Genomic DNA, 14156 nt, shown 5'->3' with positions numbered 1-14156 from the left:
GTGGCGGGAGGCGCTACCGTCCGGGGATGACTAAACGATCGATCCTGCGCCTCCCCGACATAGACCAACACGATCTCGAGCGCTTGCTCACCGGAGAGCTGGACGACCCCTTCTCAGTGCTTGGTCCCCACCGTCTGCCAGATGGCGGGTACCATCTCGTGGTGTACCTGCCCGACGCCGCAGCCGTCAGCGCCATCACCACCCGGACAGGCGAGGTGAAGCTTCAGCCCGTGCCAGATGCCCCCGGGGTCTTTACCGGAGAAATACCAAGCGCTGAGGATTACAGGCTCAAAGCCACGTCGGAGGACGGGCATTCCTGGGAATACGATGACCCCTACCGGTTTGGCGCGGTCCTCGGCGCGGCGGCCGCAGACGTCTCCTCGCGCGACGGTAAAGATCCCCTCTGGCGCCGATTGGGCGCTCATCCCATGCAGCGGGAAGGCGCGGGCGGCGTCCATTTCGCGGTCTGGGCGCCCAATGCACGCCGCGTCTCGGCAGTCGGCGGGTTCAACGGTTGGGACGGTCGGCGGCACATGATGCGCCGCTGCGGGGGTACGGGCCTCTGGGAGATCTTCATTCCCGGTCTCAGGGAAGGCGAGGCTTACAAGTACGAGATCCTCGGCAAGGACGGTGTGCTTCAGCCTCTGAAGGCCGACCCCGTGGGTTTCGGCTCCGAGCACCCGCCCGAGAACGCGTCCATCGTCCGCGATCTCTCCGGGTATGGATGGCGCGACGAGGAGTGGATGTCGCGACGCCACACACGCAATGACGCGACGCAGCCCATCTCCATCTACGAGGTTCACCTCGCCTCCTGGCAGCGCGCGTCAGACGGGCGCCCCATCTCGTACCGCGAGGCGGCTGAAGATCTCGTCGCCTATGCCGCGGATATGGGCTTCACCCATATCGAGCTCATGCCCATGAGCGAGCACCCGTTCGATGGGTCATGGGGCTACCAGCCCGTCGGCCTCTTCGCCCCGACCGTGCGCCACGGACCGCCACATGAGTTCCGGGATCTCATCGACGCCGCGCATCGGAAGGAGATCGGGGTCATCCTCGACTGGGTCCCCGGTCACTTTCCGACGGACGACCATGGCCTCGGCCAGTTCGACGGGAGCGCGCTCTACGAATACGCCGACCCGCGCGAGGGCTTTCACCAGGACTGGAACACCTTCATCTACGATTACGGTCGGCCCGAGGTCGCGAATTTCCTGATTGAGAACGCGCATTACTGGCTTCAGGAGTTTCATGTCGACGGGCTCCGCGTGGATGCCGTGGCCTCCATGCTCTACCGGGACTATTCCCGCGCGCCGGATGCGTGGATCCCCAACACGGACGGCGGGCGCGAGAACTACGAGGCGATCGCCATGCTCCGCGAGATGAACGCCAGCACCTACCACAGCCATCCCGGCATCATGACAATGGCGGAGGAAAGCACGTCCTTTCCGGGCACCACGACGCCCGTCAGCGGGGGAGGGCTCGGCTTCGGCTTCAAATGGAATATGGGGTGGATGCACGACACCCTCGAATACATCAAGGTGGACCCGCGCGAGAGAGCGTCCCACCACCACCAGATGACCTTCGGATTGACCTACGCCTTCTCGGAGAGGTTTGTCCTGCCCATCAGTCATGACGAGGTGGTCCATGGCAAAGGCTCGCTTCTCGGCCGGATGCCGGGCGCGGGCGAGGAGCGCTTTGCCAACCTACGCGCCTATCTCGGCTTCATGTGGGGGCACCCCGGCAAGAAGCTTCTCTTCATGGGGCAGGAATTCGGTCAGGTGAGCGAATGGGATCACGCCGGCACGCTCGATTGGGCAGCGCTCGAGACGCAGGCCCATGCCGGTGTCCAACGGTTGGTGCGCGATCTCAATACGCTCTACCGCGGTGAGCCCGCGCTCTATGCCAAGGATGCCGATCCGTCCGGCTTCCAGTGGATCAACGCCGATGACACGCAAAACTGCGTCTATTCGTGGCTCCGGCGTTCGGGCGACGGCGGGGGCGATGTGGCCGTCCTTTGCAACTTCCACGCGAAGGAGCATTCCAGCTACAAAGTCGGTCTTTCTGCGGAGGGTACCTGGCGCGAGGCATTGAACACCGATGCCGACATCTATGGCGGGCACGGGCGCGGCAACATGGGCGCGGTCACGGCGCACGGGCATGGCATGCACGGCCAACCCGCCTCGGCGGAGGTCTACCTCCCGCCCCTTTCGGCGATTTTTCTGGTCCATTCCGGTTGACGCTCGCCGCGTGCCTCGCGAGGAAAGGCGCAATTTCGCCCGGCACGACACAGCAGGACACCGAAAGGAAGACCCGATGAGCTTTGAGGACACGATCAGCTTCGTCGAAGATGCAGCCCTGGCGGAGGCCTCCGCTGCACGCGACGCCCTCACCACCTCCGAGACGAGCTTTGAGGCAGGGCGCACGATCGCGAGGCGGCTTGGGGCACGCATTGAAGGCGACACCGCCGTCTTCGGCTTCTGGACACCGGAACTTCTCGACCTGCGCGTGCCGTCCGGGGACATCTTCCTTGAAGTCCTGAGACCGAGCGCACCGCTCGACCTGACCCGCGCGCATCAAGAGGTGAGCTTCGAGCGGACCTTCGTTCCTGTCATCCGCGATGAGGCGTTCTGCTTTTCGGCGGCAAAGGGGCTCCGCGCAGGCACGCGCGAGGAGATCGGTGATTTCTACGCGCTCACATGGCGGGATGCCGAGGACACCTGGCATCGCATCCTCGATCCTCTCGCCATGTCTCTGCCCTTTGGTGCCATGGCCCCGGCGGAGCTCTATGACGTGGCCGCCATGCAGGCCGCGCGGGGCGATGCCGAGTACTGGGCGGCGCTCAAGGGCGAAGGAACGCACAAGTTCGGCCCGCCGACGAACATCCTGCAGGTCCACGTTCCCACAGCCACGGCAGGCGGCACGCTTGCCGCGCTCAATCGGCACTACGAGCGCCTCGCCGAGCGCGTCGCGCGCGATCTCCCGCTCGAGCCCGCCGATCAGCTTTTCCTAGGATACGATGCAGTGCAGCTCCTGCCCGTGGAGCCCACGACCGTCTATGAGACCGGCCCTGACTTCTGGCAGGAGGATCACGCGGAGGACACGAAGGTCACCGTCTCGCTCCTGCGTCCGAACACGACGAACTGGGGATATGACGTCGTCATTTCCGGCATGGCCACCGTGAACCCGGTGCTTCTCGAGTCCGGTCGGCCAGACGAGCTCGTGGACCTCGCGGCGACGCTCCACACCTTTCCGTCAAAGCCCAAGACGCTGATCTTCGACGTAGTGTTCGGCCATTCGGACAACCAGGGCCTGAGGGCGCTCAATGGGCACTACTTCGCAGGGCCCAACATGTATGGGCAAAACCTCGACTACCAGAACCCCACCGTGCGCGCGATCCTGCTCGAGATGCAGCGGCGCAAGGTCGATTTCGGAGCGGACGGTGTCCGCGTGGACGGGGCGCAGGACTTCAAGTGGTGGGACGCGGCCGCGCAGGTTCTGCGGCACGACGACGACTACCTCCAGGCCATGGCGGACCTCGAGCAGGAGGTGGCGGGGGCACGATACCGGCCCTGGTTCATCTTCGAGGATGGCCGGCCGTGGCCGGAAGAGGATTGGGAGCTCAGCTCCACCTACCGGTCCGTCATCGAGATGCAGCGCGACGATGACGTCTTCCAATGGGGCCCCCTGACTTTCGCCCACAACACCCCGTTTCTCTATACGTTCTGGCTGTCGAAATACTGGCGGATCCGCGAAATGGTCGATGTGGGCGCCAACTGGATCTCGGGCACCTCGAACCACGACACGCTCAGACGCGGCACGCAGGTATCGCCCAAGCTCAACATCAACACCCGCCTCGGCCGGACGCGGATGGAGATCCTCGACAAGGCCTATGACAATCCCGCCGTGCACGTGTTGACCTATGTCGCGATGCCAGGCGTCCCGATGGATTTTCTCAATGCCATGGCGCGCTCATCCTGGGGGTTCATCCGCAATCAAGATGACCGCTACGGCGTGAAGGTCGTCTCCGAGGAGGCGATCAGCCTCAAGTGGCAGGTGGATGAGTACAGCTACCTCGTCTCGGGTAATTTCCGCCGTCTCAAGGAGATGGGCTTCGAGACGCGGGAGGAACTCGCGCGCTTCTTCGAGTTCCTGCCGGCGCTCGTGGAGGTGACGGAATACGATCTGGAAGAGATCGCGCGCCTGCTCAATGCCTCCGAACCAGAGCTCGCCGGAGGCCCCTTCTCGGTGGCGAGCCTGAAGCAGATCGCGCGCGCCTGGATGGACGACATGCATGATTACTGCAATCTGTCGAATTCCCTGTCGTCTCTCGACCCGGAGCAGGCAGGCTTCAGCCTGCAGGTCCGCAATTTCCGCCGCGCGCGGCCCTGGCTCCGCGAGAACTACGGCGACAAGGACGTCTTCGAGTATCTGCAGCCCATAGAGGGCCGAACTCTCTTTACCTCCCTCCGCCACGGGCCGGATGGAGAGCAGGTGTTCATGCTGGCCCACATGGAAGGCAAACCCACGGAAGAGATCGATCCATTGACGCTTCCGATCGCGGGCCTTGAAGGCAACGGCTGGGAGCTGGCGCTGAGAACGCCATCAATCGGCGCGGAATACACCGGCGGCCCCATCACGATGAAAGACGCCATGGCGCTGGTCTTCGTCAGAAAGCCTTGAGCGGTTCGGCCTAAGCCCCGGTTTCGCGCCGCGCGGCTTCTTCCAACGGCAGCACCGGCACGTGCGGCTCGACGCATTGCGCCACGATGGATCGCGCCGCTTCCGCATCGTTTTCCGCGATCGCTTCGCGGAGCTTGCGCAGCGCATGGGCCATTTCGATCTCGGAGAGCTTGCTCTCGTGGGCGCAGAAGATCTTCGGGTGCCGGGTGCGCACGTGATCGTCCGTAATGGTCAGCTCTTCAGCGAGTTTCTCGCCGGGCCGCAGACCGATGATTTCGATCTCGATGTCCCCGTCCGGGCTGTCCTCATCGCGCACGGTGTACCCGGAGCTCTCGATGACGTCCTTCGCAAGATCCATGATCTTTACGGGCTTGCCCATTTCGAGGACGAAGACCTCTGAACCTTCGGCCATGGCCCCTGCAGTGATCACGAGGCGTACGGCCTCCTGCACGGTCATGAAGTACCGCGTGACCTCCGGATCGGTCACGGTGACCGGGCCACCCCGACGGATCTGATCCTTGAAGAGCGGGATGACGGAGCCCGAAGACCCCAGCACATTTCCGAAGCGCACCATGGAGTAGATGGGGCCCGATCCGGCGGGCACCCGGCTCGCGATATCCTGAATGATCAGCTCCGACAGCCGCTTGGACCCGCCCATGACGTTGCACGGGCGGACCGCCTTGTCCGACGAGATCAGGATGAAGCGCTCCACCCCTGCGGTATGTGCTGCTCGCGCGAGGATCTGAGTCCCCATGACGTTGTTGGCCAGGCCCGCAATCGGGTTGGCCTCGACGAGCGGCACATGCTTGTAGGCCGCTGCGTGGAAGACGATCTCCACGTCGAAGTCTTCGAAAACCCGGGCCACCTGCGTCTCATCCGAAACCGACCCCAGCACGGGCACAAGGTCGACGCCGAGCTTCGCCGCGATGCCGCTGAGATCCATGTGCAGAGTGTAAAGGGCGTATTCGGACAGTTCGTAGAGAACGATCCGCGAGGGGCGGCAGGCCAGCACCTGCTGGCTCAACTCGGCCCCGATCGTGCCGCCTGCCCCGGTGATCAGGACGCATTTGCCAGCGTAGCTGTTGCTGGTTTCGTCCCAGGACCCAAGCACTTCTTCGCGGCCGAGAAACTGGGAGGCCGGGAGGGCTGTCAGAGTATCGAGAATATCCTCCGTCCCCACGAGCTGTGCGAAGGAGGGCAGCGTCTGCACTTCCAGCCCGAGGTCTTGCACGCGTTGCGCGATCTGCATCTGCTTTGGCAGCGAGAGCGAAGGCGTCGCGATGAGCACGCGATCGATCTTCTTCTCGGTGACGATGTCCTGGATATGCGCGGGCGAGAAGACTCGCGCTCCGGCCACGTCGATGCCGTGGAGGCTCGGGTTATCGTCCACGAAGGCCGCCGGTACGATGCCGCCGTCACTGCGGAGCGCGTGCGCAAGTTGGCTGCCGGTTTTTCCGGCTCCGTAGATGAGCACGCGGCAGCGTGGCGCCGCGCTTTCATAGAGCGAGATGATGGCCTGACGCGCCAGGAGACGCAGACCCACCGAAGCGATGAAGTATGTGGTGCCGAAGATCACGACCGTTCCCAGCGAGATCGACCGAGCCAGAACCTCGTCGATGCCCCAAAGCAGGACGCAGAGCCCGACCGCGTATCGGGCCGTGCGGCCTACCGCGCGATGCTCGAAGTCCTGTAGCCTCACCTTGCCGATGCCCATCCAGAGGGCCAGCGCCAACGCCCCGATGAGCAGGTAGGCAAGCATGGGGACAAGGACGTCACGGCTCCACGCCGCGATATCGCTCACATGGCCTTGAGTGATCACTGTGAACACCAGCGCAACCGGCACGAGAGCCAAGTCAATCGCGAGGAAAATGCGTTGCTTTTGCTTGTGCGTCAGCGACTTCACCCAGTCGAGAAGCAGGTCTCTCGGGCGCATGTCACGTAGTGCAATCAATTTTCCCAAAGCAGCGGGATCTTTAGGTTTCATAGTACACACTCGATCACTGTGCGCGCAGGAATCGGTTTAATCCCCCCGCCACCGGGGAAGCCTATCCCCAAAATATCCATGCTGCACCTGCGAAATTTCGACCGGTCACGCAACAGGCCAAATTTTGCCGGTCATTTCAGAGATTTAGTTTCCGAATGCGTCAAGGGAGTGAGCCTGTGCTTGGAGACGTGCAAGCTAGAAACGTGTGAAGTGGCCGAATTTTACTCGCTTTTTACGAGAGTCAAGCCAGCCCGACTCTCCTTCTTCAGCCCATATAGCTCAGTGGCCACCGCACAGGATTCCATTGCTCGATGGGACAATGCAGCCCGCCTTGGCCACAAAATCACATCAAGCGCGATGCGCTTTTGGGCCTGCATTCGAGCGCCTGACATCGCCGCACGCACCGGGCGTGCCCGCGTAGGCTTGGCCCCATCCCCATTCGGCCCCATAACGACCTCACCCGAGGAGGGCGCTGCATGCTGGTGAACAAGGGATCGTTCGATGCGATTTCCGACGATTTCGAATGGACCATTCCCGAGCGCTACAACATCGGGGTCGACATCTGCGATAAATGGGCCGCGGTGGAGCCGGACCGCCTGGCGCTGATCGACGTATCTGCGTCGGGTGACGCCACGCAACATGCATTCGGGGACCTGCGCCGCGCGTCCAACCAGCTTGCCCATGCCCTCGCGCAGGACGGTGTTTCACGGGGCGCGGGCAACGTCGGCGACCGGGTCGGCGTGCTACTGCCGCAATGCGTGGAAACGGCCCTCGCCCACATCGCCGTCACGAAGATGGGCTGCATCTCGATCCCGCTTTTCACGCTCTTCGCACGCGACGCTCTCCTTCACAGATTGCGCGACTCCGGTGCGAAGGTCGTCGTGACGAACCGCGAAGGCGCGGCGAAGCTCGCGGAGATCCGGTCCGAACTGCCCGACCTCGAGGTCATCTACTCGATCGACGGCGCGGCTGCGGGCGCAGTCGACTTTCACGCCCGCTGCGCCGCCCAATCGAAAGAGTTCGCGCCGGTCGATACATCCAGCGAAGACCCGGCTCTCCTCATTTACACCTCCGGCACCACCGGCAATCCGAAGGGCGCGCTTCACGCTCACCGAGTCCTTTTGGGCCACCTGCCCGGGGTGGAGCTGAGCCACGATTTCCTGCCGCAGAGTGACGACCTTTTCTGGACCCCGGCGGATTGGGCCTGGATCGGCGGGCTTCTCGATGTGCTGATGCCTGCACTGCACCATGGCATCCCGGTCGTCGGCTGCCGCTTCGAGAAGTTCAGCGCTGAAGCGGCCTTTGACCTCATGCGCAGTCAGTCCGTACGCAATGCTTTTCTCCCACCCACCGCGCTCAAGCTCATGAAGCTCGCCCCCAACGACGCCGGCGCGGGTATCGCTCTCCGATCCGTTGGCAGCGGCGGCGAGTCCCTTGGCACGGAGCTCATCGACTGGGGAGAAATGATCCTCGGCGCCACGATCAACGAGTTCTACGGCCAGACCGAATGCAACATGTTCATCTCCTCCTGCGCCGCGCTCGAGCCGCCGGTGCCGGGCGCCATGGGCCGCGCCGTTCCCGGCCACGAGGTCGAGATCATCGACGGCGACACCGGCGACGTGCTCCCGGCTGGTTCCGAAGGCGCGATTGCCGTGCGTGGCCCGGACCCGGTCATGTTCCTCCGCTATTGGAACGACCCCGAAGCGACCGAGGAGAAGTTCGTGTCCGGCCCGAAAGGCACATGGCTCCTGACCGGAGACCGAGGCACGAAGGATGCGGAAGGACGCTTTTACTTTCTGGGCCGCGACGATGACGTCATCTCCTCCGCCGGCTATCGGATCGGCCCGGGAGAAATCGAAGACTGCCTTCTCAAGCATCCAGCGGTCAGCCTCGCCGGGGTGGTGGGCCAGCCCGACGCCATAAGGGGAAGCGTCGTGGCCGCCTACCTGGTGCTCCGAGACGGGTTTGAACCGACGGCTGCGCTGGCCAAGGAGATCGCGGAATTCGTCAAGGCGCGGCTCGCCGCCCACGAATACCCGCGCGTGGTGCGCTTCATCGACGACATGCCCATGACCACGACGGGAAAGATCATCCGACGACACCTTCGCACCTGGGCTGCCGAGGCGGCCGAAGCCGTGCAGTAGACAGCCCAGGGGAGACTTTTCATGGCGTCTTCGACCTCAGTGCTTTTCGAGCACGACGGCCCCATCGCCACGATCACGCTCAATCGACCGTCCCGACGCAACGCGATCGACGCGGAGATGGGCGCGGCCCTGCGCGCCGCGATCTCCGAGTTGGAAGGGGATGGCGGTCTGCGCATCGGCATATTGCGCGGCGCGGGCCCCGCCTTTTCCGCCGGCATGGATCTCGCGGCCTTCGAACGCGGGGAGGCAGAGGACATCCTGTTTGGGCCCGGTCACCTCGGCGGCTTCGTGAGCCGCCCCCGCCGCAAGCCCTTAATCGCCTCCGTCCATGGTCCCGCGCTTGCCGGCGGGTTCGAGCTTGTCCTCGCCTGCGATCTCGTCGTCGCCGCCCAAGAGGCGGTGTTCGGACTGCCCGAGGCCAAGATCGGGCTTGTGGCAGGCGCGGGCGGTGCTCTTCGCCTCGGACAGCGCTTACCGCACGCGATCGCCAACGAACTGCTCCTGACCTGAGGCACCATCGACGCGCATCGCGCCGCCTGGCTCGGGCTCGTCAATCGCGTGGTGCCCGCAGGCGAGTTGGAAGACACCGCCCGGGGCCTGGCGAGGGAGGTCGCGTCAAATGCCCCGCTGGCCCTCGAAGCCAGTCTTGCGCTCGCCGCGGCGTCCAGAAACATCGGCAGCGATGCACTTTGGCAAGAGAACGACAGGCACCTCCGTGCCCTTCTCTCAACCGATGACGCGACAGAAGGCGCCCGTGCCTTCGCCGAGAAGCGTGCGCCGGTGTGGCGGGGCCGCTGAGGATCACGCCGCGCCTGTCGTGAAGGACGCAGTGGCGAGGCAAGTATCAAGCCCAGCTCTGCCCTGCTTTGTCAGGCACCGCCTGTCGTGGCGCCGTTAACCACGATGTCCTGATCGATGGCGAGGACCGCCAGCACTTCGCTGTTGGCGCCGGTGAACTCGTAGACATCGTAGGACGTGCCATCGTGGGCCACGGTTCCGGTGCGGGTGATGCTCTCGGCGTCTCCGCTGGCTGCCGCGCCGTCGAGATTGACCGTGTCGCCCGCATCCCCGTCGATCATGATCCCGGCATCGAGCACCTGTCCCAAGAGCTGCTCGAGCGTGGGATCAGCCTCCCCTTGCATCTCGAGGACATCGCCGAGGCTGATCTCGAGCACATCGGCATCCGCGTTCGTGAGGCTGATCGCCTCGATGGATTTCGCGTCGATGAGCGGGAGGAGATCCTCGGCGCCTTCTGGCGCAATCAGGGCGAGCGTATCGCGGCCCGCCCCACCATCGTACACATCTCCGGCCTCTGGCACCCCACCGGCGACAAGGACGTCATCCCCTGCCCCGCCGAGCAGGCTGTCGGCCCCGCTGCCACCGGTCAGTGTATCGTCACCGGCGCCACCGATGAGAATGTCGGCCCCGTCACCGCTGGAGAGGGCGTCATCGAGGACGCTGCCAAAGAGCAGGTCCGCCTGGTTCGTGCCCGCCTTTGCGACAGCCTCGTCCCCGATCCCCAGCGTGCCGCCCGTGCGCAACGTCTCGCGATCCTCCACCGTGGTGACGTCCCCGTCGAGGTCGAAGACCGCCTCTGCGAAAAGGAGGTTCTGATCGCCCAGGATATCCACGAGCCCGGAGACTTCCGCGAGCGCTACGCTGTAGTTTAGCCCGGACACGGTGAATGCCGGCTGCGTGTCCTGCGTTACGATCACGCCCCGGTCCTCTCCATCGGCCACGAGCTGCAGCGAGAAGGCCACGAGCTCTGCGCTGAAAAGCGGGGTGTTGATGAAGGCATCCGCCAGCGCGGCCGAGCCGTTGACCGTCACGGCGTCGTTGCTGTCGATGGCGTTCAGCTGGTCGACATCGACATCCCCGCCGATCCCGAATGCCTCGACGGTGACCTCGTAATCCCCGGTGCCCTGCGGGCTGCGCCCGCCGAATGGGCTGTTGATGAGGTTCGCGAAGGCCTGCTCCCAGTTGTCGTCGCTCGGGCGGCCATCGGTGGCGAAATAGACGAAGCTGTTCCCCGCGCCATCTGCGTTGGCCGCGTCCAGCAAGAGCTCCGCGGCCGAGAAGGCCTCGCCGAAGTTCGTAATGCCACCCGTGAATGGCGCAGTCGAGAGCGCGTTGAAGAGCGCTTCCCGATCAGAGAGCAGATCAAACGTCGTCTGCCCGCCCGGCCCCTCGAGCACGGTGGCCTCACCGGCATAGGTCACGACGCTCACCTGAACCGAACTCTGAGACCCTTCGAACCGCTCGAAGAGGGACGTCAAACCGGGGTCTGTGGTATCCGTGAGCGCGTTCGCGAGGTCGAGCCGGAGCGTTTCCCAGTTACTCTCGCCGACGCTGCCGGACCGGTCGAGAATGATCACGAGGTTGTCTGTGGTCTGCTCCGGCGCGGAGGTCAGGATCTGGACGCTCCCGGCGCCGGCATCCGTGGCCGCGTCTTCCTCGATGGAAATCGAGAGGTCCTGCCCGTTCTCGATCGAGACCGCGTCGTTTCCGACGGCAATCCCGATGGTGGCGGTGGTGACCGCACCGCCTGCATCGCGGACGCTGACCTCGAACCGATCGAAACCCTCGAAGCCTGCATCGGCGGTGTAAGTGAAAGCGCCCGTGGCTGCGTCGATCTCGACGCTTCCGTTGGACGGTCCCGCTCCGGAAACGGCGAACGAAAAGCCCGAGGCATCATCGACATCCGCAACCGAAAGCTGGCCCGAAGCTGCGCCCGCCTCGGCGACGAGGCCGAGGGCCGTGGCCTCCGGCGCATCATTGACCGGCGCGACCTCGATCGTGGCCGTTTCAGCGGCGGTGAAGACGCCGTCGGAGACGAGGTAGGTGAAGCTGTCGGTTCCCGAGAAATCAGCGTCGGGCGTGTATGCGAAGCTGCCATCGGCGGACACGATCACCGTGCCGGAGGCCGGGCCATTGACCAAGGCGAAGCTGAGCGCATCACCATCCACGTCCGTGGCCTCGAGCTGCCCCCGGATCACCGTGTCTTCCGCCCCGGCGACCTCCGCCGCCTCCGGGACCGGGCTGTCATTGACTGGGGCAATCGTCAGATTGGCGGCGGCCGGAACACTCGCCCCGTTCCCGTCGCTGATCGCGAAGGAAATGCGCACCGGCCCGGTGATATCCGCATCCGGTTGGAAGGTGAACGTGCCATCCTCGTTGGCGACAACCGTGCCGGTGTCAGCCACGGGGACACCCGTGACGCTCAGCACGTCACTCTCGTCCACATCGGTCGCCGCCGCGAGGAGCTGCGCCTCGGTGATGAGGAGTTCGAGGTCCTCGGTGCCCCCCGGAAGCACCACCGCACCGGAGACCTCGGGCGCGTCGTTTGCGCCATTCACCGTGATCTCGACGACCTGCTCGGTCCCGTCGACCGTCGCGACGGCAAAGCTGTCGGTCAGCTGATCTCCGATGCCGAGGGCCTGCACCGCCGCGTCCGAGGCAAAGAGCGCGTAGGACCACACGCCTGCCGCGCTGATCTCGAATGTCCCGTAGGATCCGCGCACGTTCGATTGCGGCGTGATCGCGTCCTCTCCGGCATCGGCATCCGAGACGATCAGCACCCCCGTCGCGATCACCGCGATGTCCTCGGTGACGGTGCCGCTGATCTGCCCGGAGATGACGGCGGCGTCAGGCTCTCCCGTGACGGAGAGTGAAACCGTCCCCTCCGTGCTGAGATCGCCGTCCGAGACGAGATAGGCAAAGCTATCGTCGCCCACGAAATCGGCAGCGGGCGTGTAGGTGTATGATCCGTCCGCCGCAAGCGCGACAGTGCCGTTCGCGGCCTGCTCTGTGAGCGTGAATGTCAGCGGGTCGTTCTCGATATCAGTGGCTTCGAGCGTCCCGGCAAGGACGCTGTCCTCGGCCACTTCGCCCACGGCGGCGGTCACCTCCGGCGCGTCATTCACCGGGCGCACGACAAGCGTCACGGTGTTGACGGTCTCTCCCTGTGGTGTCTCCGCCGAGACGACGAAACCGTCGGTGCCCGCAAAGTTCGGATCGGGGATGTAAGAGAATGTCCCGTCATCCGTGAGCGCGAGAGACCCATTCTCGGGGCCGGTGATCACGGTCAGATCCGATGCATCGCCCAGATCGGCGAGGGACAGCGTCCCGTTGACCGGCGCGTCCTCGTCGGTGTCAAAGCGAATGGGCTCCGGCTCGGGCCCGATGAGCGGGTTCGAGCGCTGCTGATCGGGTGCGTCCGCGTCATCCGATTGGCTGTCATCCGCTTCGGTGCCGTCCTCGAGCGTGTCCAGCGTGTCCCCGAGCTCTCCGGGATCCGTGGCAAAGCCTTCGCCGCCATCGCCTCCCTCCCCGGCGCCGCCGATGAAGCTGCGCGATCCCCCCAACGGGACCAGCGCCTCACCCTGCTCCTGCGCCCGCAGTGCCGCGCCGAAGGCGGCCGCGGCCTCCACGAGGAGCGCTTCCACGGCGTTCGGTGCGTCCGGCGAGCGCGCGATATCGGTCGTCACGCCGTCGATGGTGACTTCCCAAACGGACTCGCCCGTCTCGATCAGCGCGAGTTGCTCTCCAGTGATCCGAGAAAAAATGCCGATCTTGCCAAAGCCGCCCCCGGGCACCGGGTCTTCTTCGAGCGTGACCTGAAGCAGCAACTGCCCGCCATCGTCCTCGGTCACGCGGACGGTGCCGGTGGTCCCCCGAATCCCGAGGGTTGCCGCGGGCGTCTCGATGTCCATGCCACCCGTGCCCGCGACCTTTCCGGCAATGAAGACGAACCCGCCCTTCACGAGGCCGAAGGAGGCGCTGTTGCCGTCTTCCGCACCCGCCGTGTAGACGAGCTCATCCAGCGTCATGCGCGCGTCTTCGTTGAGGGTGAACACGGTGCCATCGACGAAGAGCAACGTCAGAACAGACCCCTCACCGGTGCTGACGACATCGCCAAGCTGCACACGCATGCCCTCGGTGAGCTCTTCGAAGGAGCCATCCGTGCGCTCGACGGTCGCGGAGCCTTCGATCCCTTCCACTTGGCCTATGGGCGCGCCGGAGACCGTCGCGAGGACGAGGTCGTCCTCCTGCCCGGCCTTGGCGAGGGTGGTGACGGTGCGCGCGCTCAGTGAATTTCCGTTGGGCGCGACCAATGCAGCCGGCCCTTCGGAGAAATAGCCCGCGATGACGGTCAGGCTTCCATCAGGGCCCGTGATGAGAAGATTGTCCGCATCCCTGGCGAAATCGCCAGAGAAAATGATGTCTCCGTCCGGGAGATCGATCTTCCCGTCCGATATCGCCCTATGGGCATCCACAAACCGATCGACATGCCGTCCCACCACGGTGGGACCGCTATCCATCAAATAAAAACGCATCGGACTACCCCTGAT

The 14156-nt window shown here is 64.6% G+C and carries 5 protein-coding genes and 1 pseudogene; 4 read left to right on the top strand and 2 right to left on the bottom strand.

Annotated features, from left to right (window positions below; translation table 11 throughout):
- Nucleotides 1-26: 26 nt before the first annotated feature.
- Nucleotides 27-2234 (top strand): 1,4-alpha-glucan branching protein GlgB, encoded by a 2208-nt coding sequence (glgB, locus tag AAFM92_02300; protein MEL7299191.1) that lies wholly within the window; start codon nt 27-29, stop codon nt 2232-2234.
- A 76-nt stretch (nt 2235-2310) separates the two neighbouring features.
- Nucleotides 2311-4677 carry a glucosylglycerol hydrolase gene (gghA, locus tag AAFM92_02295; protein ID MEL7299190.1) on the top strand — a complete coding sequence of 789 codons (2367 nt, stop codon included), beginning with the start codon at nt 2311-2313 and terminating at the stop codon, nt 4675-4677.
- 10 nt (nt 4678-4687) lie between these two features.
- Here gghA and AAFM92_02290 read toward each other — a convergent pair whose 3' ends face one another.
- Nucleotides 4688-6610 carry a nucleoside-diphosphate sugar epimerase/dehydratase gene (locus tag AAFM92_02290; GenBank protein MEL7299189.1) on the bottom strand — a complete coding sequence of 641 codons (1923 nt, stop codon included), beginning with the start codon at nt 6608-6610 and terminating at the stop codon, nt 4688-4690.
- A gap of 527 nt (nt 6611-7137) precedes the next feature.
- On the opposite strand from AAFM92_02290, the gene AAFM92_02285 reads away from it, so the two are divergent.
- Together AAFM92_02285 and AAFM92_02280 are read left to right on the top strand one after the other, a co-directional pair.
- A complete protein-coding gene (locus AAFM92_02285; protein ID MEL7299188.1) occupies nt 7138-8805 on the top strand; it encodes an AMP-binding protein in 1668 nt (555 codons plus the stop codon).
- Nucleotides 8806-8826: 21 nt separating this feature from the next.
- Nucleotides 8827-9603: pseudogene (locus AAFM92_02280) on the top strand (crotonase/enoyl-CoA hydratase family protein).
- Nucleotides 9604-9674: 71 nt separating this feature from the next.
- Here AAFM92_02280 and AAFM92_02275 read toward each other — a convergent pair.
- A complete protein-coding gene (locus tag AAFM92_02275) occupies nt 9675-14126 on the bottom strand; it encodes an Ig-like domain-containing protein (protein ID MEL7299187.1) in 4452 nt (1483 codons plus the stop codon).
- Between the last annotated feature and the right edge of the window lie 30 nt (nt 14127-14156).

The sequence above is a fragment of the Pseudomonadota bacterium genome (genome assembly GCA_038533575.1).
GTDB lineage: Bacteria > Pseudomonadota > Alphaproteobacteria > Rhodobacterales > Rhodobacteraceae > Shimia_B.
Note: the sequence above shows the minus strand (reverse complement) of the source record. Positions and strands in the feature narration are given on the sequence as shown.

Excerpts from the sequence above, each read along its gene's own strand:
- glgB (MEL7299191.1), top strand. The coding sequence starts at position 27 with ATGACTAAACGATCGATCCTGCGCCTCCCCGACATAGACCAACACGAT.
- gghA (MEL7299190.1), top strand. The coding sequence starts at position 2,311 with ATGAGCTTTGAGGACACGATCAGCTTCGTCGAAGATGCAGCCCTGGCG.
- AAFM92_02290 (MEL7299189.1), bottom strand. The coding sequence starts at position 6,610 with ATGCGCCCGAGAGACCTGCTTCTCGACTGGGTGAAGTCGCTGACGCAC.
- AAFM92_02285 (MEL7299188.1), top strand. The coding sequence starts at position 7,138 with ATGCTGGTGAACAAGGGATCGTTCGATGCGATTTCCGACGATTTCGAA.
- AAFM92_02275 (MEL7299187.1), bottom strand. The coding sequence starts at position 14,126 with ATGGATAGCGGTCCCACCGTGGTGGGACGGCATGTCGATCGGTTTGTG.